Genomic DNA, 21108 nt, shown 5'->3' with positions numbered 1-21108 from the left:
TTGAACATGGCGGTGCGGCGGTGTGAGGGCGTCAGGCCGAAGCGGGGGCGGGCGCGGCGCTGTCTTCCGACGCGCCTTCCTGAAGATCGATGGCGAGCGTGAGTGTTCCCGGCGTGGCCTCTTCGGCCTCGGCGTCATCGACCACCGCGTCGTCGGCCGTGGTGGTGGCGTCGTCGAGGCGGGCGGTGACGCTGGCGTGCAGGTCGAGCGTCAACAGGTCGCTGCCGGTGATGCGCACGGCGACCCTCGCGCCCCGCGGCAACTGCTCGGCGCCGAGGGCACGAAACACCAGCGGCAGCGTGTCGGCGCGCACGAGGCCGTCTTTCATCACGGCGGCGTCGAGTTCGTGGATGTTGTTTTGCGCCAGGTACTGGATCGTCCAGTAGCGCTCGATGCTCGACTGGTAGCCGTTGTAGGCCGTGTAGGCCGCGTCGAAGCTGCTGATGACGGAGAACAGCGCCGCGTCTTTCGGCTTGAACGGTGCGGCCAGCGCGGCCGTGCGGCCGTGGCGGGCGCAGGCAATGATTTGCCACTGGTTCAGCAGATCGACATAACGCCGCAGCGGCGAGGTGGCCCAGGTGTACTGCGCGACGCCCATGCCGGCGTGCGGCGCGGCCTTGGTGCCCATGCGCACCTTCACGCCCGGCGCCATGCTGGCCTGGCTGCGGTAGATGCCGGGCACGCCCAGCTCGTGGAGCCAGCCACCCCAGGTGCTGTTGGCGAGGATCATCGCCTCGGCCACGATCAGGTCGAGCGGTGCGCCGCGCGTGCGGGTGCTGATCTGCACCTGCTCGTCGCCCTTGGGCTCGCGGCCTTCGTTGCCGACGAGGCGGAAGTTGTAGTCCGGCCGGTTGAACAACTCGGGCTTGCCGCGCACCACCTCGCGCCCCGCCTTCAGGTGGCGCGCCAGCCGGAAGGCGAAGGTCAGCTCGGGGGCGAAGGCATAGCCCGCCGGCTCGGCACCGGTCAGCGTGGCTTCGGTGATGACGGCGTCGAGCTGGTCATGCCGCAGGTTCGCGGCGATGGGCACGCGTTCGAGTTTGGTCTCGCTGCCCTTCACCGCCAACGTGGCCTCGTCGAAGCTGACGTACAGCGACACGGCCGGGCAGTCGCGCCCTTCTTGCAGCGTGTAGGCCTGCACCACGTCGTCGGGCAGCATGGTCAGCTTGTAGCCCGGCATGTAGACCGTCGAGAGCCGGTCGCGCGCGACCTTGTCGAGCGCGTCGTCGGGCGTGATCGCCAGGCCCGGTGCGGCGATGTGCACGCCGAACACCACGGTGCCCGTGCCCAGGCCCTGCACCGAGAGCGCGTCGTCGATCTCGGTGGTCTGCGAATCGTCGATCGAGAAGGCCTGCACCGCCGCGAGCGGCAGCGTGTCCTTGATGGCGGGGGCCGACAGCGCCGGGAAGTTCGTGCCCTTCGGGAAGTTCTCGAACAGGAAGCGCTTCCAATGGAACTGGTACGGCGAATCGATCGCGCCGGCCGCGGTCAGCAGATCGAGCGGGGCCTTCTGCGAGCGCTTGGCGGCCTCGACCACGGCCTTGTACTCGGCGGCGTTCTTGTCGGGCCTGAAGAGGATCTTGTAGAGCTGCTCGCGCACCGGCTGCGGGCACTGGCCAGCCGCCAGTTCGCCGGCCCAGGCCTCGATCTGCGCGGCGACCTGCTTCTTGCGCTCGATGCCCAGCAGCGCGGCCTTGACGATGTCTTCGGGTGCCTTCTTGAACTGGCCCTTGCCCATGCGCCGAAAGTAATGCGGCGCCTCGAACAGGCGAAACAGCGCGGCGGCCTGCTGCGTGGGGCCGGCCTTGGCGTCGAAGTAGTCGCGCGCCAGGTCGGCGAAACCGAACTCGGAGTCGGGGGCGAATTCCCAGGCGAGGTCGAGGTCGATCTCTTGCGCCAGCGCTTGGCCCTGCGCCAGCAACTCGGCGGGGGCGGGCTGCTCGAATTTGAGCAGCACGTTGGCGGCTTTCACCTTCACGCGCTTGCCCGAATCCAGCTCGACCTGCATCGAGCTGTCGGCTTCGGACATCACGCGGCCGGCCAGAAACTTGCCGGCGTCTTCATACAGTGCATACATAGGGGCGGGATTGTCGCTTGCCTTGGCGGCTCACCCATTCGGCATCCGGGCCAAGGCGGCGAAGGCCGACGGCAGGTTTCGATGCGCCGACGCGGACGCCCAGGAAAGCCGGCTTCATCGATCAGGGTGGCGGCCCGATGTGCAGGAAGTCGAGCACATGCGGCAGGTGTTCGTCGTAGTCCGACAGCGCGTGGTCGCTGCCTTCGACGATGCGCAGGTGGGCACCCTGGTAGCGCGCGCTCATCTCGCGCCAGTCGAGCACCTCGTCGCCGGTGGCGATCACCGCGAAATAGCGGTTCGCCCGGGTGATCGGGCCGGGCGTCATCGCCGCCAGTTCGTCCACGAACTCGGGGCGAAAGAAGAAGCGGTCGTCGCCGTGGAAGCTGGTGTTTTCGCCGATGTACTTGGCGAGGTCGCGCGCGGGGTTGACCGCCGGGTTCAGCAGCACGGCCGGGCAGCCGAGTTGCTCGGCCAGCACGGTGGCGTAAAAGCCACCCAGCGAGCTGCCGACGATGGCCATGCTCTGGCGCGGCCAGCCGGCCACCCCCTTCAACAGGCCTGCGACGGCCTCGCGTGGCGAGGGCGGCAACTGCGGGCACCACCAGGTCGTGCGCGGTGAATGGGCCTCGACCCAGGTGGCGGTCACGCGGGCCTTGGCCGACGTGGGCGACGAACGAAAGCCGTGCAGGTAAAGCAGGTGCGAGGTCATCGCCGCAAGCATGACACAGGGTGTCGGAGACAAGCCCTGGTGCGCGGCAGGGCGGGGCGCCTTTGTCGGGGATGCCGCCAGGGTGTGAACCTTGGCGCGATCGGCGGTCAAACCGGGTCGCCCGAAGGGCGCGGCCCGCAGTGGCGCACCCTACACTTTCCGGCCCCTTTGCCGGGTCGCGCCGCCTTCCACGCCAACGCTTGTCGCCGAGAACATGACGTCCCTGACCCGCCGATCGAACGCCGTGGCCGCCACGGCGGTGCTGCTGCTCCTGCAGGCCTGCGCCAGCCTGCCGCGCCCAGCCGCGCCGGCCCCCAGCGGCGCCCCCGGGGCGGCCAATGGCGCGGCCGCCGTGCCACCTTCGGCCACCACGCCGCCCCGCCCCGAGCCTGGGGCGCCGCGGCCTTTTGCCGAGGTGATTCGCGGGGCGACGCAGCAGCCGGGCTTTCTGCCGCTGTGGCGCAAGGACGAACGGCTGTGGATCGAGGTTCCCGAAGCCCACTTCGACAAGCCTTTCCTGCTGGCGGTGAACGTGTCGCACGGCCTCGGTGAGCGCGGCCTTTACGGCAGCCAGATGGGCCCCTCGTGGTTGGCGAGCTTTCGACGCATCGGCAGCAACCAGGTGCAGCTGATCGCGCTCAACACCGGGTACGTCGCCGACAACCCGGCCATGAAGACGGCGGTCGAACAGGCTTTCTCGCACAGCCTGCTGGCGTCGAGCATCGTCGCCAGCGGGCCGCACCCCGAGCGCAAGTCGGTGCTGGTCGATGCGAGCTTTCTGCTGGGCGACCTGGCAGGCTATTCGGCTTCGATCGAGAGGGCCTACCGATTGCCGTACGGGTTGGACCGCGCCAATTCGTACTTCGAAAAAACCCGTAGCACCGACGACTTGTCGAGCGTTCACACGCGCCTGCACTTCGCCACTGCACGCGTGCCGCAGCCCTCAGCCGGTGGCCCTGCGGCGGCGCCGCCCGCCACCACGCCCGAAGCCCGCAGCTTTTTCGTCGGCCTGGTCTACAACTTCACGCGCCTGCCCGAGCAGGCCATGCGCCCGCGTCCGGCCGACCCGCGCCTGGGGCATTTCTACGACGTGGTCAGCGACTACAGCACCGACCTGAAGGCACGCACCCGGCGCTTTCACATCAACCGCTGGCGGCTGGAGAAAAAAGACCCCGACGCGCCGCTGTCCGAGCCTCGGCAGCCCATCGTCTACTGGCTCGACAAGAACATCCCGCCGCAATACCGCCAGGCGGTGACTGCGGGCGTTCTCGAATGGAACAAGGCCTTCGAGCGCATCGGCTTCAAGAACGCCATCGTCGCCAAGGTGCAGCCTGACGACGCCGATTTCGACACGCTCGACTCGCGGCACGCCTCCATCCGCTGGTACCTGGGCGTGGACGCCGGCCTCGCGCGCGGGCCGCACCACTCCGACCCGCGCACCGGCGAGATCCTCGATGCCGACATCTCCATCAGCGACGTGTTCGGCCGCAGCGCTCGCCGCTTCATCGTCGAAGACGCCGGGCGGGTGTCGCACGCCTCGACTGGCCACGACGCCTACTGCACCTATGGCCATGAAGTGGCCGCCGAGATGGACTTCGCGCTCGACCTGTTCGCGGCGCGCGGTGACATCGAGCCCGACAGCCCCGAGGCCGAGGCTTTCGTGCAGGCCGTCGTCAAGGACACGGTGATGCACGAGGTCGGCCACACGCTGGGGCTGAAGCACAACTTCCGCGCGTCCACGGCCGTCTCGCAGCGCCAGCTGCGCGACCGCAGCTTCACCGAGAAGCACGGCATCTCGGGCTCGGTGATGGACTACAACGCCTACAACCTGGCGCTGGCCGGCGAGCCCGTGGCCAACTTCAACAACAGCACCCTCGGCGCCTACGACTACTGGGCCATCGAGTACGCCTACAAGCCGATCGACCCGGCGCAAGAGGCCGCCGAACTGGCCCGCATTGCGTCGCGCAGCCACGAGCCGGGCCTCGCCTATGCCGATGACACCGACGCGGGCGTGGGTGACGCCGATGGCATCGACCCGCTGGTCAACCGCTTCGACCTGAGCGATGACCCGTTGGCGTATTACCAACGCCGCCTGCAGCTGTCGCGCGAGCTGTGGCAGCGCGTGCAAGAGCGCCCGCCGCAGGCCGATGACGACCTGGACCGCCAGCGCCGCGTGCTCAGCAGCGGCTTCGGCCAGCTGGCCCGCGTCTCGCAACTGGTGGGCAAGTACGTCGGCGGCATGGTCAGCACCCGCGACGTGCCGGGGCCGCGCCGCCGCGCGTTCGCGCCGGTCGACCCGGCTCGGCAGCGCCAGGCGCTGCAGTTCCTGTCAGGCGGCATCTTCAGTGCCGAGAGCTTCCGCTTCAGGCCCGAATTTCTGGCCAGCCTGAGCCCCAACTACAACGAGTGGACACGGCCCGGCCCCTACAGCGTGCCCACCGCCGTGCTGCAGGTGCAGACCGGCGCGCTCGACCGCCTGATGAGCCCCGGCACCGCCACCCGCCTGCTCGAATTGCCGCTGTACCTGACGGCCGACCAGCGCAAGGGCGCCATCTCGCTGGCCGAGGTCTATGGCAGCCTGCAAGGCGCGATCTGGAGCGAGTTGAAAGGCCGCGGCGCCGAGATCGACCCGCTGCGCCGCAACCTGCAGCGCGAGCACCTGAAGCGCGTGCAAGCCCTGCTCACCCGCAGCGCGAGCGGACTGCCGGCCGACGCGATGAGCCTGGTGCGGCTGCAGGCCCGCACGCTGCGTGCCGACCTGCAGCGCGCCGCGCGCAACACGCGCCTGCCGATCGACACCCGGGCCCACCTGCAAGACAGCCTCGACACGTTGACCGAGTCGCTGCGGGCGTCGATGCTGCGCAGTTGAGCGCTGCCCCCGCGCGCAGCCGCAGGCTGTCTCGTCGACGACCCGCCCAGCCGCGTTCAGCGAGCCAGCGCCTGCAGCAGCTTGTCGTGCACGCCGCCGAAGCCGCCGTTGCTCATGCACAGCACGTGGTCGCCCGGGCGCGCGGCCTTCACGACCGCGGCGACGAGTTCATCGACGGTGTTGGCGACGATGGCCTTGTCGCCCATCGGGCTCAGCGCTTCGCGCGCGTCCCAGCCCAGGCCGCCCTGGTGGCAGAACGACAGGTCGGCCTCTTCGAGCGACCAGGGCAGCTGCGCCTTCATCGTGCCGAGCTTCATGGTGTTCGAGCGCGGCTCGAACACGGCGAGGATGCGGTCCATGCCGACCTTGCGGCGCAGGCCGTTGACCGTGGTGCGAATCGCGGTCGGGTGGTGCGCGAAGTCGTCGTAGACCTTCACGCCGCCGGCCTCGCCGCGCAGTTCGAGCCGGCGGCGCACGTTCTGGAACGTGGCCAGCGCTTGCGCCGCGACCTCGGGCGACACGCCCACGTGCTCGGCCGCGGCGATGGCGGCCAGCGCGTTGAGCTGGTTGTGTTCGCCCAGCAGCGACCAATCGACGCGCGCGATCTTCAGGCTGCCGCGCAGCACGTCGAAGGCATGCGGCTCGCCGCGGGCGCGCAGGGCGCCGGGGGTTTCCTTGCGGGCGCCGAAGCGCACGACCTCGCTCCAGCAGCCGCGTTCGAGCACGCGCTGCAGCGACTCTTCGCGCGCGTTGACCACCAGCCGGCCCTTCGCCGGCACGGTGCGCACGAGGTGGTGAAACTGCGTCTCGATGGCCGCCAGGTCGGCAAAGATGTCCGCGTGGTCGAACTCGAGGTTGTTCAAGATGGCCGTGCGTGGCCGGTAGTGCACGAACTTGCTGCGCTTGTCGAAGAAGGCGGTGTCGTACTCGTCGGCTTCGATGACGAAGGGCGCGCCCGGCGCCGTCGAACCCAGCCGCGCCGAGACGCCGAAGTTGCTGGGCACGCCGCCCACCAGAAAGCCGCAGGGCAGGCCGGCCTGGTCGAGCATCCACGCGAGCATCGAGGTCGTCGTGGTCTTGCCGTGCGTGCCCGCCACCGCGAGCACGTGGCGGCCGCGCAGCACGTTGTCGGCCAGCCATTGCGGGCCGCTGGTGTAGGGCAGGTTGGCGTCGAGGATGGCTTCCATCAGCGGGTTGCCGCGCGACACCACGTTGCCGATGACGAAGAGGTCGGGCTTCAGGGCGATCTGGCCGGCGTCCCAGCCTTCGATGAGTTCGATGTCGAGCGCGCGCAGCTGGTCGCTCATCGGCGGGTAGACGCCCGCGTCGCAGCCGGTGACCTTGTGGCCGGCTTCGCGGGCCAATGCGGCCAGGCCACCCATGAAGGTGCCGCAGATGCCGAGGATGTGAATGTGCATGGGGCGGGATTCTAGAAGTGCGTTCGTGGGGCTCGTCGGGGTAAGACCTCGCAAGACACATGCCCCGCTGCGCCATCAGAATGCGCCGTCTTCCCCATGTTCGACTGGATCCGCACCCACCCCTGGGCCTACCCGGCCTTCGAGTCGGCCCACTTGGTGGGCGTGGCGGCGCTGCTGGGCAACCTGCTGCTGTTCGAGCTGCGGGTGTTCGGCCTCGGCCGAGCCGTGCCTTTGTCGCCGCTGGCACGGCTGGCCTTGCCGGTGGCGCTGGCGGGCTTTGTGCTGGCCGCGATCACCGGCACCGCGATGGCGGCCAGCCAGTGGAACGAACTCGCGGGCAACCGGGTCTTTGTGGCGAAGCTGGGCTTGATCGCCGTGGCGGGCGCGAACGCCGTGTGGTTTCACGCACGCGGCAGCCTGCAGCGGCTCGATGCGATGGCGCGGGGGCAAGCCCTGCTGTCGCTCGGCGCCTGGTTGGCTGTGCTGGTGTGCGGCCGTTTCATTGCCTATGCATAGCGGAGTTTTCATGCAACGACGACTGTTCGTGATCGCCGGCTCGGCCGGCCTCATCACCCCCGCCTGGGCCCACCACGGCTGGTCCAGCTTCGACACCGAGCGCCCGATCTTCCTGGAGGGCATCGCGCGCAAGGTGAGCTGGCGCAACCCCCACGCCGAGGTCGAACTCGAAGTCGCGGCGCGGCTGCGGCTGCCCGAGGGCATCGAAGCCCTGCCGCTGCCCGAGCAGAGCGCGCAGGTGGACCGCGACGCGATCCGCAAGAAGACCGTGCTGCCCACCCGCAAAGACCGCCGCTGGACCATCGAGCTGGCGCCGCTGACCCGACTCGAAGCCTGGAAGCTGGCCGAGTTCAAGGCGGGCACGCCGCTCGCGGTGATCGGCTACACCTTCGCGGGCGAAAAGGGCCCGGCGCTGCTGCGCGCCGAGTACCTGTTCGTCAACGAGCAGACCGTGGGCCTGCGTTCGTCGCCGGCCTGAAGCGAGGCCTCAGGCCAGGGCGCGAAACGCCCGGCGCGCAGCCTCGTGCGTGGCGGCGATGTCGGCGTCGCTGTGCGCGGCGCTGACAAAGCCCGCCTCATACAGCGCGGGCGCCAGGTACACGCCGGCGTCGAGCATGGCGTGGAAGAAGCGGTTGAAGCGCGCCTTGTCGGTTGCCATCACCGTGCCGTAGTTCTGCGGCAGGGCCGACGCGAAGAAGAAGCCGAACATGCCGCCTTCGCATTCACCGACCAGGGGCACGCCGGCGACCTGGGCCGCTGACACGAAGCCCTCGGCCAGCGTGCGGGTCTTGGCCGACAGCGCCTCGAAGAAGCCGGGCTTCTGGATCTCGCGCAGCGTTGCCAGACCGCAGGCCGTGGCCACCGGGTTGCCCGACAGGGTGCCGGCCTGGTAGACCGGGCCCAGCGGCGCGAGCATTTCCATGACCTTGCGCTTGCCGCCGAAAGCCGCGAGCGGCATGCCACCGCCGATGACCTTGCCGAACACGCTCATGTCGGGCTCGAAGCCCGGGATCAGCTTCGCGTACACGCTTTGCGCACCGCCGAGCGCGACGCGGAAGCCCGTCATCACCTCGTCGAACACCAGCAAGGCACCGTGTCGCGTGCACAGCTCGCGCAGCTTCGTCATGAAGGGCACGCTTGCGCGCACGAAGTTCATGTTGCCGGCGATGGGCTCGATCAGCACGCAGGCGATCTCGGGGCCATGCAGTTGGAAAGCCTCTTCGAGCTGGGCGACGTGGTTGTATTCGAGCACCAGCGTGTGGTGCACCACGTCGGCCGGCACGCCGGCGCTGGTCGGGTTGCCGAAGGTCGCCAGACCCGAGCCGGCTTTCACCAGCAGCGCGTCGGCATGGCCGTGGTAGCAGCCTTCGAACTTGACGATCTTGTTGCGGCCGGTGGCGCCGCGGGCCAGGCGGATCGCGCTCATCGCCGCTTCGGTGCCCGAGCTGACGAGGCGCACCTGGTCCATGCTGGGCACGAGCTTGAGGATCTCTTCGGCGAGTTCGATCTCGCGCTCGGTGGGGGCGCCGAACGAGAAGCCATCGAGCGCGGCCTTTTGCACGGCTTCCAGCACGGCCGGGTGGCCGTGGCCAAGGATCATCGGTCCCCAGGAGCCGATGTAGTCGATGTAGCGCCGCCCGTCGGCATCAAAGAGATAGGCCCCTTCGGCGCGGGCGATGAAGCGTGGCGTGCCACCCACCGCGCGAAACGCGCGCACCGGAGAATTCACCCCGCCGGGAATGACCTTCTGCGCGCGCTCGAACAGCTGCTCGCTGCGGCGGATGTCAGTGGACATGGCGCGGGTCCTTCGGGGGCATGTCGTCGGACGCCTCAGTGCCGGGCTCGCCTTCGCCCTCTTCGTCGCCGGGCGGCAGGGCCCAGAAGAAGCGGTCGGGTACCACGTTGCCCATGCCGGGGCGGAAGCCCGCGTCGAGCGCCTGGTCGAGGAAGGTCAGCGCCTCACCCACCGCGGCGTGCAGCTCGCTGCCAGCGGCCAGCAAGGCGGCCAGCGAGGCCGACAGCGTGTCGCCGGCGCCGACGAAGCTGACTTCGAAGCGCTCGAACTTCTCGCCGGTGATCGCGCCCTGCGGCGAGGCGAGCACGTTGTCCATGAACTGGTTGGGCAAAGGCACGCTCGTGACGAGCACGAAGCGCGTGCCGTGCTCGGCGGCGGCCACGGCCAACTCGCGCGGCGAGGCCGGGCGGCTCGAATCCCACTCGGGCAGCAGAAAGTCGGTCAGCGTCTGGTGGCTGCCCACCAGCACCTCAGCCTGCGGCAGCACCAGCTCGCGGAAGGCGTCGAGGTAGCTCTGCTGGTCGTCTTCTTCGAGCCATGACAGGTTGGGCATGTAGGCCACCAGCGGCACGTCGGGGTAGTCGGACAGCACCTCGGCGACCGTGCTCACGCCCTCGGCCGAGCCGAGGAAGCCGACCTTCCAGGCCGAGATGGTCACGTCTTCGAGCACGCTGCGGGCCTGCTCGAGCACCACGTCGGTGTCGATGGCGTGGTGATCGAACACCTCGGCGGTGTCGCGCATCATCACGGCCGTCACGACCGGCAGGGCATGCGCGCCCATCGCGGCGATGGTGGCAATGTCGCCCGACAGGCCGCCCGCGCCGCTCGGGTCGCTGGCGTTGAAGGTCATGACGCAAGCCGGCGGCGGGGCCTCTTGGGCGGTTTCACCATCGGTGACAAGGGGGGCTTCAGCGTTCATGAGGGGCTTGGTTGGCTAGGGAAAACGCGTGCCCAGAGTGAGCTGCGACTTCTAGATATCTGTGAGGAATGTGGCGTATGTGCCTACAAACCATAGCGTTTCGGCCAGTGGGCGTCGCTACAATTTATTCATTGTAGTAAAGCGACAAGCGAAGAACGTGAGCAATGAAACGGGCGGTGCGAGCACCTGGATGTGCCTCATATGCGGATGGATTTACGACGAGGCCGCAGGCGACACGGAACATGGCATCGCACCCGGCACCCGCTGGGCCGATGTGCCCATGAACTGGACCTGCCCCGAGTGCGGCGCCCGCAAGGAAGATTTCGAGATGGTGCAGATCTGAGGTTCAGCCTCCTACGCACTGCCCTTCAGTCGATTCAGGAGATTCCCCGGTGAGCAACGAAGCCCCTGCTGGCATCAAGGTACTGGTCATCGACGACAGCAACACCATCCGGCGCAGTGCAGAGATCTTTCTGAAGCAGGGGGGCTACCAGGTCCTGCTGGCCGAAGACGGTTTCGATGCGCTCTCCAAGGTCAATGACCACGAGCCGGACCTGATCTTCTGCGACATCCTGATGCCGCGGCTCGATGGCTACCAGACCTGCGCCATCATCAAGAAGAACCCGAAGTTCTCGGGCGTGCCGGTCATCATGTTGTCCTCGAAAGACGGCCTGTTCGACAAGGCGCGTGGCCGCATGGTCGGCTCCGAGGACTACCTGACCAAGCCTTTCACCAAAGATCAACTGTTGCAGGCCGTGCAGTTGCACCGGCCCGCCGCCTGAACATGGCCCCGCCCGCGGAGGGCGGCGACGGGGCCGCACCGAGAGATAGACGGAGAAACTGAACCATGGCGATCAAGAAGATCCTGTTGGTGGACGACTCGAAGACCGAGTTGCACTACCTGTCCGAGTTGCTGACCAAGCGCGGCTACTCGGTGCGAACCGCCGAAAACGGCGAGGAAGCGATGCGCCGTCTGGGCGAAGAGAAGGCCGATCTGATCCTGATGGACGTGGTCATGCCGGGGCAGAACGGCTTCCAGCTCACCCGCGCCATCACGCGTGACCCGCGCTTCGCCGACGTGCCGGTGATCATGTGCACCAGCAAGAACCAAGAGACCGACCGGGTGTGGGGCATGCGCCAAGGCGCACGCGACTACATCGTCAAACCGGTTGACCCGGACGAATTGGTCTCCAAAATCCGCGCTTTCGACTGAGACGATGCCAAGGAACCTGATGCGTGAGCCAACTGGGCGACCGCGACGGTTCCTTCGCTTCTTTCTGAACGCGGCCACGCGCCGCTTGCAAGCCCACCTGACGCCCAACGAGGCAGTGTGAATGGCCAATAAGGAAGCTCTACGCGAACTGCAAAGCCGCCTGGCGGCCAAGCTGCAAGCCGCCCGGACGCAAGAGCGCGGCCGTTCGTGGCTGGCCGTCGAGTGCGGCGGCCACGGCTTCTTGTTCCCCTTGCAGGAAGCCGGTGAAATCTTTCCCTACGCGCCGCTCGTGCCCGTGCCCTACACGAACCGCTGGTTCATGGGCGTGGCCAACCTGCGCGGCGGCCTGCACGGGGTGGTCGATCTGGCGGGCTTTCTCGGGGTGCGCAATGCCGCATCGACGGGCCGCGAGCAGGCCTGGCTCGTGGCCTTCAACAACACGCTCGACATCAACTGCGCCGTGCTCGTGGACCAGCTCGCCGGCCTGCGCAGCGCCGAGCAGCTGACCCCCGAGGCGGACGACGGCAAGCCGCGCCCCGCCTTCGTGGGCAAGCCTTACCGCGATGCGGGCAACCGCGTGTGGCACGAACTGAATCTGGGCGCGCTGGCAAGCGACGCCGCCTTCCTGAAGATCGCGGGCTGAGCCCTCGAACGAATCCCTGGCCATCTGGCAACACCCACCGAGACGACGGAACGAGGAACTTATGAGCTTCCTGAACAAGATCAAAGGTTTTGGCAAGCGCCGCGACGACGACGCGCAAGATCTGGACGCCGGTGACGTGGCCGTCGTGGACGCCCCGATGGTGGACGACGTGCCGCCGATGGAACGCACCGCCTCGCTGAACGTCAGCGCCGAGGCCGACCAGACGGTCAACATGGACTCGTCGATCATCTCGGAGGTCGCCCCATCAGAGATGGCCGAATTCGCCGAAACGCGCCTGCGCGACGGCGACGCCGAAGACGCCGCGGGCGGCACCGGCCTGCCGATCATCGGCAACCGGCCGGTCGGGCAGCAGCAGCGAATCCTGTTCGCGATGGTCGGTGCTGGTCTGGTCGGTCTGATCGCGATGACCTTCTACTCGGTGAACTCGGCGTCCAAGGGCGCGGCCCAGGTGGGTGCCTCGGGTCAGGCGCTGATGCAGTCGCAACGTCTGGCGAAGTCGGTCTCGCAGGCCCTGATCGGCAACGCCTCGGCCTTCCCGGAAGTGCGCGAGTCGGCCGACGTGCTGGCGCGCAACGTGCGCGGCCTCGACCAGGGTGACGCCAACCTGAACCAGGCCGGTGGTGCCGTTCAAGAGGTGTTGGACCCGCTGCTGCCGCTGGTGGACCGCGCCGAGAAGAACGCCAACACCGTGATGAGCCAGCAGAAGATCCTGACCGAGGTGGGTCTGGCGCTGCGCTCGATCAACCGCCAGTCGTCGGACCTGCTGGAAATCGCCGAAACGATCTCGTCGCTGAAGCTGCAGCAAGACGCCTCGTCGGCTGAAATCTCGGCCGTCGGCCAGCTCGTGATGCTGACGCAGCGGATCGGCAAGTCGGCCAACGAATTCCTGACGCTCGAAGGCGTGTCGCCGGAAGCCGTGTTCTTGCTGGGCAAGGACTTGAACTCCTTCCGCGAAATCGCCGACGGCCTGATGAAGGGCAACGCCGAACTGCGCCTGGCCCCGACCAAAGACCCGCAGACCAAAGAGCGCCTCGAAGCGCTGATGGCCCTGTACGAAGAAACGCGCACACAAGCCGGCGCGATTCTGGGCAACCTGCAAGGCCTGGTGTCGGCCCGTGAAGCGCAGGTGTCGATCATTGCCGACTCGGAACCGCTGCGTAAGGGCCTCGAGACCGTGCAGGAGCGCCTCGGCAGCGAAACCGGCTTCAGCCCCTTGAGCCTGCTGTTCTTCCTGCTGTCGGCGGCCTTGATGGCGGCGGGCGGTTTGGGCTTCCTGCGCCTGTATGTGCGTGACCAGGCCTTGCGTGCCTCGCTGGCTGAAAAGCAGCGACTCGAAGCCGAACGCCAGGAGCAAGAAGCCAAGCGCGTGAACGACGCCAACCAGGCGGCCATTCTGCGATTGATGAACGAACTGCAGACGGTGGCTGAAGGTGACTTGACACAGCAAGCAACCGTGACCGAAGACATCACGGGCGCCATCGCCGACTCGGTGAACTACACGGTGGAAGAACTGCGCACCCTGGTGTCGCAGGTGCAGGGCACGGTGTCGCGGGTGACCGAAACCACGCTGCAGGTGGAAGCCACCTCGACCGAACTGCTGGCCGCCTCTGACGAACAGCTGCGCGAAATTCGTGAAACCGGCGAGTCGGTGCTGCAGATGGCCGGCCGAATCAACGAGGTGTCCGAGCAAGCCCAGCAGACCGCTCAGGTGGCGCGTCAATCGCTGCAAGCTGCCACGACCGGTCTGACCGCGGTGCAAAACACCATCGGCGGTATGAATTCGATCCGCGACCACATTCAAGAAACGTCAAAGCGCATCAAGCGTCTGGGCGAGTCGTCGCAAGAGATTGGCGAAATCACCGAACTGATTTCCGACATTACCGAGCAGACGAACGTGCTGGCCCTGAACGCCGCCATCCAGGCCGCCTCGGCCGGTGAAGCGGGCCGGGGCTTCTCGGTGGTTGCCGAAGAAGTGCAGCGGCTGGCTGAGCGCTCCGGCGACGCCACGCGGCAGATTGCGGCCCTGGTGAAGACCATTCAGACCGACACGCAAGACGCGGTGGCCGCCATGGAACGCTCCACGCAAGGGGTGGTGGAAGGTACCAAGCTGACCGACGCGGCCGGCAATGCACTGGGCGACATCGACCGCGTGTCACGCCAGCTGGCCGACCTGATTGAGCAGATCTCGAACCAAGCCTTGCGCGAAGCCGAATCCGCCAACGTGGTGGCCTCGAACATTCAGCACATCTTCGCGGTGACCGAACAGACCGGTGAAGGTACCCGTTCGACGGCGCAGATGGTGCGTGAGCTGTCACGGACTGCTGAAGAACTGAAGCAGTCGGTCGCTCGATTCAAGATCAGCTGATGAGCCCGCGGCGGGCCGCGCAAGCGGCACCGCCTGACAACACTGCGGCAGAACCCCAGCGACAGAAGGCCACGGATGGACAGCTCCAGAACCCAAGCGACGACCGCCAGCACCGCAGCGAAGGTCGATGATCTCAGTTCACTCGCCTGGGTCAACGAAGAGCTTCGGCGCTCTCTCGACAACGCGCACAAGGCACTGCGGCGATTCGTCAAAGAAGCCGAGGCGCTGAGCGGCTCCGATGTCGATGCCGTCGATCCCTCGGTGCTGCGCACCGCGCGCCAGCAGATCCACCAGGGCGTCGGCGCCCTCGAACTGGTCGGCCTGCCCGAAGTGGCTGCCGTGCTGCGTGCGAGCGAAGCCGCCGTGCAGCGCTTCGTGGCCAAGCCCGGCAAGCTCACTTCCAACGAGGTCGATGCCATCGAGCGCGCCTCGTTCGCCCTGCTCGACTACGTGCAGCGCGTGCTGGCCGGCAAGACGTTGTCGCCGCTGTCGCTCTTCCCGCAATACCAGGCCGTGCAGACCCTGGCCGGTGCCGACCGCGTGCACCCGGCCGACCTGTGGGCCATCGACTGGCGCTGGCGCGAGCTGCCGGGCCAGACCGGCGTGACACCGCACGCGGCCGATGCCGCCGCGCGCACGACCCTCGAACAACTGCTGCTGGTCCTCATGCGCGGCCCGGTCGCCCCGGCGGCCGCGCGCATGAGCGAAATCTGCGCGAGCCTGGGTGCCGGCGCGAACTCGATGCCGGCCGCCACGCTGTGGCGCTTGGCGGCGGCCTTCTTCGAAGCGCTGGCCCAGGGCCTGCTGTCGCACGACGTGTTCACCAAGCGCGTGGCCTCGCGGCTGCTCGCCCAGTTGCGCGCACTCGAGAGCGGCGAGGGCGACGTGTCCGAGCGCCTCGCGCAAGACCTGCTGTTCTTCTGCGCGCAAAGCCGCCTGCCCAAGAGTGGCGCCGGTGCACCGCGCCTGCTGGCCGCGCGCCATGCCTACGGGCTCGATGCGGCGGAGCCGGTGGACTACACCGCCAGCCAGCTCGGCCGTTACGACCCCGCCTGGGTGGCGCAGGCGCGCAAGCGCGTGGGCACGGCCCGCGACTCGTGGTCGGCGGTGGCCGGCGGCGAAATGCACCGCATGAGCGGGCTGGCCGAGCAGTTCTCGCTGGTCGGTGATTCGCTCAAGCGCCTCTACCCGAGCGGCGAACTGCTCGCCGACGAACTGCAGAGCGCCGTGGCTCTGGTGCAGCAGGCCGGCGCGGTGCCCGCACCGCAACTGGCGATGGAAGTCGCCACCAGCGTGCTGTACCTCGAAGCCTCGCTCGAAGACGCCGATTTCGACCACCCCGAGCAGGCCGAACGCGTGGGCCGCCTGGCGCAGCGCATCAGCCTCGTGCGCGCCGGGCAGACGCCGCCGCCGCTCGAACCGTGGATGGAGGAGCTGTACCGCCGCGTCTCCGACCGCCAGACCATGGGCACCGTGGTGCAAGAGCTGCACACCTCGCTGTCCGAAGTCGAAAAGGCCATCGACCAGTTCTTCCGCAACCCGGCCGACCGCCAGGTGCTGGTGCCGGTGCCGAACCAGCTGGCCGCGATGCGCGGCGTGCTGTCGGTGCTGGGGCACGACCAGGCCTCGCAGGCCGTGGTGCGCATGCGCGACGACGTCGAGGGCCTCATCACCACCGACGTGGACCCGCAAGGCGTGGTGCAGTCCGGCACCTTCGACCGCCTCGCCGGCAACGTGGGCGCGCTGGGCTTCCTCATCAACATGATGAACGTGCAGCCGCAGGCAAAGTCGCTGTTCGTCTTCGACGCGCAGACCGGCCGCCTGAACCCGCTGATCGGCCGCTCCGCGCCCGCCGAGCCGCCGCCCAGCGTCGAGCCGCGTTTGATTGAACAGGCGCAGTCGCTCTCGCTCAGCGCCGGCAGCGACGACGTGCCCGTGACCGAGGTCGCGCGCGACCTCGAACGCTTGTCGCACGAAGCGCAGATTGCCGACCAGCCCGCCCTGCAGGCCACCGTCGAGCAAGCGCAGGCGGCCATCGAGCAGGCCATCGACAGCGGCGATGCCGAAGAGGTGCACTCGGTGCGCGGGCAGCTGTCCGAAGCGCTGGCCGACTTCGTCTCGACCGCGAGCGACCCGGTGGGTCTCGAACCCGAAATCGTCGTGGCCCCACCTTCGCCGCAGCCGCTGTCCAGCGCGCCGGCGAGCATGGACACCGACCTCGGCGACGACCCCGAGATGCGCGAGATCTTCCTTGAAGAAGCGCGCGAAGTCGTGGACACGGGCGAAGCGGCCTCTGCCCACCTCGCCAAGATGCCAGGCGACATGGAGCAGCTCACCAGTCTGCGCCGTGCCTTCCACACCCTCAAGGGCAGCTCGCGCATGGTCGGGCTGAAAGAGTTCGGCGAAGCCGGGTGGGCTGCCGAGCAGGTGTTCAACAGCTGGCTGGCCAGCCAGAAGCCGGCCGAGCCACCCCTGCTCGACTTCGCCTCGCAGACCCTCGCCTACATGCGCGACTGGGTCGAAGCGATCGCCGAACAGCGCGCCGGTGCCTACGTGGCCACGCCGGTCAAGGTCGCGGCCGACGCGCTCGGCATCGGCGCCTCGTGGCCCGAAATCGGTCTGCCGGCGGGCGGCGTGCCAGCCGCGCCGGCACCGGTCGCCGTGCCCGTGGCCGCTGCGCCCGTTGTGGCCGCAGAAGAAGCCCTGCCGAAGATCGAGCTGTCGTTCGCCGATGAAACCCTGGCCGCGCCCGAGGTGGTCGAGGCCGCGCCCGAAATCAGCTTGCCCGACCTGCCTGAGGTCAGCGAAGCTCCTGCGGCGGCCGAAGCGCCTGCTGCCACGCCCGCCCCCGAACTGAGTTTCGAACTCGACCTGAACGCTCTCGAAGCGCCGCAGGCCAAGCCCCTGGCACCCGAGCCGGCCGTGGCCGCGCCCGCTGCGGAGTCGCTCGACCTCGAACTGAACCTGAACGCCCTCGACGAGCCGATGGCCGCCCCGGTGGCACCGGCCACGCAGCCGATCGAGTCGCTGATGCCGTTCAAGCTCGACCTTGGCGAGGGCGAGGCACTTGGCACCCCGGAGCCTGCACCCGCCGAGCCGACGCTGATCCTCACGCCGCCTACGGCCGAACTCGATCTGGACATCGCGCCCGAAGCCATCGAAGCCCCGGCCGCCGCTGACTTGGCGCTGCCCGTGGCCGAGGTCACCGAGAGTGTCGAAGCCGAGGCGCTGCCCGAGGTGATCGAGGCCGCGCCCGAGCTGCCTGAAGAGGCCGAAGCGGTCGATCTCGACCTGTCGGCCGCGCCGTCCGAAGCGGTGGATGCGGCCGAACCGGCGCCTGCCGAGGCTTTCCCCGAAGATGACCAAGTCAAGGTCGTGGGCCCGCTGCGCATCGGCATCCCGCTCTTCAACATCTACCTCAACGAGGCCGATGAGCTGTCGCGTCGCCTGACGACCGAGGTCGCCGAGTGGGGCATGGAGCTGCATCGCCCGGTCGGCGAAATGACCATCGCGCTGGCGCATTCGCTGGCGGGCAGCTCGGCGACTGTTGGGTTCGCCGATCTGTCGCACCTCGCGCGCTCGGTCGAGCACGCCCTGATGCGCCAGCAGGCGCTGGGCAACGGCACGCCCGAAGACGGCCGCCTGTTCGTCGATGCGGCCGAAGAAATTCGCCGCCTCTTGCACCAGTTCGCGGCCGGCTTCCTGAAGTCGCCCGCGCCCGAGCTGCTGGCCCGCCTGGCCGAGCACGAAGTCAGCTCGGCGCGCCGCCTGGAGGTGCAAAGCCACACCGCCGAGATGGCCGGTGACGAAGAACCGCCGATGCCGGTGGCCGAGGTGGTGGCCGAGCCCGAGCCTGTGATCGAGCCGGCGCCGACGGTCGACGAGGCCCCGGTGGCCGAGGCGGCGCCGTCGCTGAGTGCGCCGATGCCGCTGGGCGCTGACAGCGCCTTCGGCACCTTGGGTGCCCTGGGCCAAGCCGAGCTGAAGACCTTCACGCCGCTGCCGGTCAACACCGAGGCGCGTCCCGTGGTCGTGCGCGCCGATGCCCCCGACACCGAAGACGACATCGACGCGGTCGACGCGGTCGATGCCGAACTGTTCCCGATCTTTGAAGAAGAAGCCGAAGAACTGCTGCCCGAGCTCTCTTCGGGCCTGCGCGACTGGGCACGCCGCCCGGCCGAACGCAGCGCGGCGGCAGGCTGCATGCGCACGCTGCACACGCTGAAGGGCGGTGCGCGTCTGGCGGGTGCGATGCGCCTGGGCGAAATGGCCCACCGGCTTGAGACGAACATCGAGCACTTGCTCGCGCAAGACACCATCCACACCAGCGACGTCGAAGCGCTGCAGGCCCGTGCCGACTCGCTGACCTCGACCTTCGAGACGCTGCGTTCGCGTGACGCCCAAGCCTATGCCGAGGCCGAAGCCGCGGTGACACAGGAGATCGCCGAAGCGCCGCCGATGCCCGAGCCGGTGCTGGCCCCGCTGACGCCGATTGCCACGGCCCCGGTTTTGGCGCCGCAAGTCGAGGCACCGGTCGAGCCCACAGCGGAGGCGCCCGCACCGGTGGCTCCCACGCCGGCGGCTGCCAGCCCCGAGCCGGCTGAAATCGACTGGGCGCGCTTCATGGCGACGTCGGGCACGGCCGCCACGGTGGCGGGCGACAAACCGGTGGCGCATGCCGTGCAGCACAACTCGACCGTGCGTGTGCGCGCCCCGCTGCTCGAACGCCTGGTGAACCACGCCGGTGAGGTCAGCATCACGCGCTCGCGGATCGAGTCCGAGGTGGGCAACATCCGCAGCTCGCTGGGAGACCTGACCGACAACCTGGAACGTCTGCGCGGGCAGCTGCGCGACATCGAGTTCCAGGCCGAGTTGCAGATGAGCTCGCGGCTCGAAGCCGCCAAGGCCGCGCACCAGACCTTCGACCCGCTCGAATCTGACCGCTTCACGCGCTTTCAAGAGCTGACACGCATGATGGCCGAGTCGGTCAACGACGTGGCCACCGTGCAACGCACGCTGCAACGCACGCTGGAAACGACCGAAGACGAACTCGTCGCCCAGGGCCGCCTCACGCGCGACATGCAGGACGACCTGCTGCGCACCCGCATGGTGGAGTTCGAAGGCCAGTCCGACCGCCTGTACCGCGTGGTGCGCATGGCCGCCAAGGAAACCGGCAAGCACGTGCGGCTGGACATCGTCGGTGGCTCGATCGAAATCGACCGCGGCGTGCTCGAACGCATGATGCCGGCCTTCGAACACTTGCTGCGCAACTGCGTCACGCACGGCATCGAATCGCCCGACACGCGCACCTCGCACGGCAAGGACGGCACCGGCACCATCCTCGTGTCGGTGACGCAAGAGGGCAACGAAGTCGGCGTCGAGTTCCGCGACGACGGCGCGGGCCTGAACCTCGAACGCATCCGCCAGAAGGGCTTGGCGATGGGCTTGCTGAAGCCCGACGACACGCCCAGCGACGCCGACCTTGCCAACCTGATCTTCACACCAGGCTTCTCGACCGCCGAGACCGTGACCGAACTCGCCGGCCGCGGCGTGGGCATGGACGTCGTGCGCTCCGAGGTGAACGCCATGGGCGGACGCATTGAAACGGCGACCGCGCAAGGGCAGGGCACCAGCTTCCGCCTCGTGCTGCCGCTGACCACGGCGGTGACGCAGGTCGTGATGCTCCGCTGCGGCAACACCGTGGTGGCCGTGCCTTCGACGCTGATCGAGATCGTTCGCCGCGCCACCGCCAAGGAACTGGAGCACGCCTACGAGACCGGCACCTACCAGCTGGGCGAGCGTTCGATGCTCTTCTTCTGGTTGGGCTCGCTGCTGCAACTGCCGCCGAGCGCGCACGAGGCGGGCCGCATGCGCTCGATCGTCATCGTGCGAAGCGCGCAGCAACGCGTGGCGCTGCACGTCGATGAAGTGCTGGGCAACCAGGAAGTGGTGATCAAGAACCTCGGGCCGCAGCTCTCGCGCCTGCCGGGTCTGGCGGGCATGACGCTGCTCGCCTCGGGCGCGGTCGCGCTGATCTACAACCCGGTGGCCCTGGCCACGCTGTACGGCGAAAGCGCCCGCGCGGCCATGCTGGCGGCACGCCAATCGCCCGAGCAGGCGCAGCAAGCGCTGGCGGCTGCGAAGGAAGAGCCGGCGGTCAAGCAGGCGCCGCTGGTGCTGGTGGTCGACGATTCGCTCACGGTGCGCCGTGTCACCCAACGCCTGCTGGTGCGCGAGGGTTACCGCGTCGAACTCGCCAAGGACGGCATGGAAGCGCTCGAACGCCTGGCCGAAGAGCGCCCCGAGGTCGTGCTGAGCGACATTGAAATGCCCCGCATGGACGGCTTCGACCTGGTGCGCAACATCCGTGGCGATGCCCGCCTGCGCGACCTGCCGGTGATCATGATCACCTCGCGCATCGCGCAGAAGCACCGCGACTACGCGGCCGAACTGGGCGTCGATCACTACCTCGGCAAGCCGTATTCCGAAGAAGACCTGCTGGCCTTGATCGCGCGGTACACCGCCTCGGCCGAGGCGACCGCATGAACGCCGGGTCGCTGCGC

14 protein-coding genes are annotated in these 21108 nt (G+C 68.3%); 9 read left to right on the top strand and 5 right to left on the bottom strand.

Annotation, left to right across the window (positions count from 1 at the left end; genetic code table 11):
* Positions 1 to 31 precede the first annotated feature (31 nt).
* Positions 32 to 2077, bottom strand: coding sequence for a ribonuclease catalytic domain-containing protein (locus tag AC1KAT_RS04865; protein ID WP_480323349.1), 2046 nt, complete (start codon positions 2075 to 2077; stop codon positions 32 to 34).
* 121 nt (positions 2078 to 2198) lie between these two features.
* Positions 2199 to 2798, bottom strand: coding sequence for a YqiA/YcfP family alpha/beta fold hydrolase (locus AC1KAT_RS04860; protein ID WP_480323347.1), 600 nt, complete (start codon positions 2796 to 2798; stop codon positions 2199 to 2201).
* Positions 2799 to 3000: 202 nt separating this feature from the next.
* Between AC1KAT_RS04860 and AC1KAT_RS04855 the strand changes: the two genes are divergently transcribed.
* Complete coding sequence (locus AC1KAT_RS04855; RefSeq protein ID WP_480323345.1) at positions 3001 to 5655, top strand: zinc-dependent metalloprotease; 2655 nt, start codon at positions 3001 to 3003, stop codon at positions 5653 to 5655.
* Positions 5656 to 5711: 56 nt separating this feature from the next.
* Here AC1KAT_RS04855 and mpl read toward each other — a convergent pair whose 3' ends face one another.
* Positions 5712 to 7073: a UDP-N-acetylmuramate:L-alanyl-gamma-D-glutamyl-meso-diaminopimelate ligase gene (gene mpl / locus AC1KAT_RS04850; RefSeq protein WP_480323343.1), complete on the bottom strand. Its 1362-nt coding sequence runs from the start codon at positions 7071 to 7073 to the stop codon at positions 5712 to 5714.
* Between the two features lie 96 nt (positions 7074 to 7169).
* Here mpl and AC1KAT_RS04845 point away from each other — a divergent pair, with 96 nt between their 5' ends.
* Positions 7170 to 7589, top strand: a complete 420-nt coding sequence (locus AC1KAT_RS04845) for a hypothetical protein (RefSeq protein ID WP_480323341.1) — start codon at positions 7170 to 7172, stop codon at positions 7587 to 7589.
* 10 nt (positions 7590 to 7599) lie between these two features.
* Complete coding sequence (locus AC1KAT_RS04840; protein ID WP_480323339.1) at positions 7600 to 8067, top strand: DUF6152 family protein; 468 nt, start codon at positions 7600 to 7602, stop codon at positions 8065 to 8067.
* A 9-nt stretch (positions 8068 to 8076) separates the two neighbouring features.
* Here the strand turns inward: AC1KAT_RS04840 and hemL are convergent, their stop codons facing one another.
* Positions 8077 to 9384 carry a glutamate-1-semialdehyde 2,1-aminomutase gene (gene hemL / locus AC1KAT_RS04835; protein ID WP_480323337.1) on the bottom strand — a complete coding sequence of 436 codons (1308 nt, stop codon included), beginning with the start codon at positions 9382 to 9384 and terminating at the stop codon, positions 8077 to 8079.
* Positions 9374 to 10303: a bifunctional hydroxymethylpyrimidine kinase/phosphomethylpyrimidine kinase gene (gene thiD, locus AC1KAT_RS04830; protein ID WP_480323335.1), complete on the bottom strand. Its 930-nt coding sequence runs from the start codon at positions 10301 to 10303 to the stop codon at positions 9374 to 9376. Before thiD ends, hemL begins: the two co-directional genes overlap by 11 nt.
* Before the next feature lie 190 nt (positions 10304 to 10493).
* Here thiD and AC1KAT_RS04825 point away from each other — a divergent pair, with 190 nt between their 5' ends.
* The 6 genes from AC1KAT_RS04825 to AC1KAT_RS04800 all read left to right on the top strand — a co-directional run bounded on the left by AC1KAT_RS04825 (position 10494) and on the right by AC1KAT_RS04800 (position 21091).
* Entirely contained in the window at positions 10494 to 10646 is a 153-nt protein-coding gene (locus AC1KAT_RS04825; RefSeq protein ID WP_480324307.1) for a rubredoxin, read from the top strand.
* 49 nt (positions 10647 to 10695) lie between these two features.
* Positions 10696 to 11085: a response regulator gene (locus tag AC1KAT_RS04820; protein ID WP_480323333.1), complete on the top strand. Its 390-nt coding sequence runs from the start codon at positions 10696 to 10698 to the stop codon at positions 11083 to 11085.
* A 65-nt stretch (positions 11086 to 11150) separates the two neighbouring features.
* Positions 11151 to 11516 carry a response regulator gene (locus tag AC1KAT_RS04815; RefSeq protein WP_480323331.1) on the top strand — a complete coding sequence of 122 codons (366 nt, stop codon included), beginning with the start codon at positions 11151 to 11153 and terminating at the stop codon, positions 11514 to 11516.
* A gap of 121 nt (positions 11517 to 11637) precedes the next feature.
* Positions 11638 to 12159 (top strand): chemotaxis protein CheW, encoded by a 522-nt coding sequence (locus tag AC1KAT_RS04810; protein ID WP_480323329.1) that lies wholly within the window; start codon positions 11638 to 11640, stop codon positions 12157 to 12159.
* A 61-nt stretch (positions 12160 to 12220) separates the two neighbouring features.
* Positions 12221 to 14545, top strand: coding sequence for a methyl-accepting chemotaxis protein (locus AC1KAT_RS04805; protein WP_480323327.1), 2325 nt, complete (start codon positions 12221 to 12223; stop codon positions 14543 to 14545).
* Between the two features lie 75 nt (positions 14546 to 14620).
* A complete protein-coding gene (locus tag AC1KAT_RS04800) occupies positions 14621 to 21091 on the top strand; it encodes a hybrid sensor histidine kinase/response regulator (RefSeq protein ID WP_480323325.1) in 6471 nt (2156 codons plus the stop codon).
* The last annotated feature ends 17 nt before the right edge of the window (positions 21092 to 21108 follow it).

The sequence above is a fragment of the Piscinibacter sp. PDB5-1 genome, from assembly GCF_056676035.1.
The sequence above is the reverse complement of the archived record's forward strand: the minus strand, read 5'-3'. Positions and strand labels throughout refer to the sequence as shown.

Excerpts from the sequence above, each read along its gene's own strand:
- AC1KAT_RS04865 (WP_480323349.1), bottom strand. The coding sequence starts at position 2,077 with ATGTATGCACTGTATGAAGACGCCGGCAAGTTTCTGGCCGGCCGCGTG.
- AC1KAT_RS04860 (WP_480323347.1), bottom strand. The coding sequence starts at position 2,798 with ATGCTTGCGGCGATGACCTCGCACCTGCTTTACCTGCACGGCTTTCGT.
- AC1KAT_RS04855 (WP_480323345.1), top strand. The coding sequence starts at position 3,001 with ATGACGTCCCTGACCCGCCGATCGAACGCCGTGGCCGCCACGGCGGTG.
- mpl (WP_480323343.1), bottom strand. The coding sequence starts at position 7,073 with ATGCACATTCACATCCTCGGCATCTGCGGCACCTTCATGGGTGGCCTG.
- AC1KAT_RS04845 (WP_480323341.1), top strand. The coding sequence starts at position 7,170 with ATGTTCGACTGGATCCGCACCCACCCCTGGGCCTACCCGGCCTTCGAG.
- AC1KAT_RS04840 (WP_480323339.1), top strand. The coding sequence starts at position 7,600 with ATGCAACGACGACTGTTCGTGATCGCCGGCTCGGCCGGCCTCATCACC.
- hemL (WP_480323337.1), bottom strand. The coding sequence starts at position 9,384 with ATGTCCACTGACATCCGCCGCAGCGAGCAGCTGTTCGAGCGCGCGCAG.
- thiD (WP_480323335.1), bottom strand. The coding sequence starts at position 10,303 with ATGAACGCTGAAGCCCCCCTTGTCACCGATGGTGAAACCGCCCAAGAG.
- AC1KAT_RS04825 (WP_480324307.1), top strand. The coding sequence starts at position 10,494 with ATGTGCCTCATATGCGGATGGATTTACGACGAGGCCGCAGGCGACACG.
- AC1KAT_RS04815 (WP_480323331.1), top strand. The coding sequence starts at position 11,151 with ATGGCGATCAAGAAGATCCTGTTGGTGGACGACTCGAAGACCGAGTTG.
- AC1KAT_RS04810 (WP_480323329.1), top strand. The coding sequence starts at position 11,638 with ATGGCCAATAAGGAAGCTCTACGCGAACTGCAAAGCCGCCTGGCGGCC.
- AC1KAT_RS04805 (WP_480323327.1), top strand. The coding sequence starts at position 12,221 with ATGAGCTTCCTGAACAAGATCAAAGGTTTTGGCAAGCGCCGCGACGAC.
- AC1KAT_RS04800 (WP_480323325.1), top strand. The coding sequence starts at position 14,621 with ATGGACAGCTCCAGAACCCAAGCGACGACCGCCAGCACCGCAGCGAAG.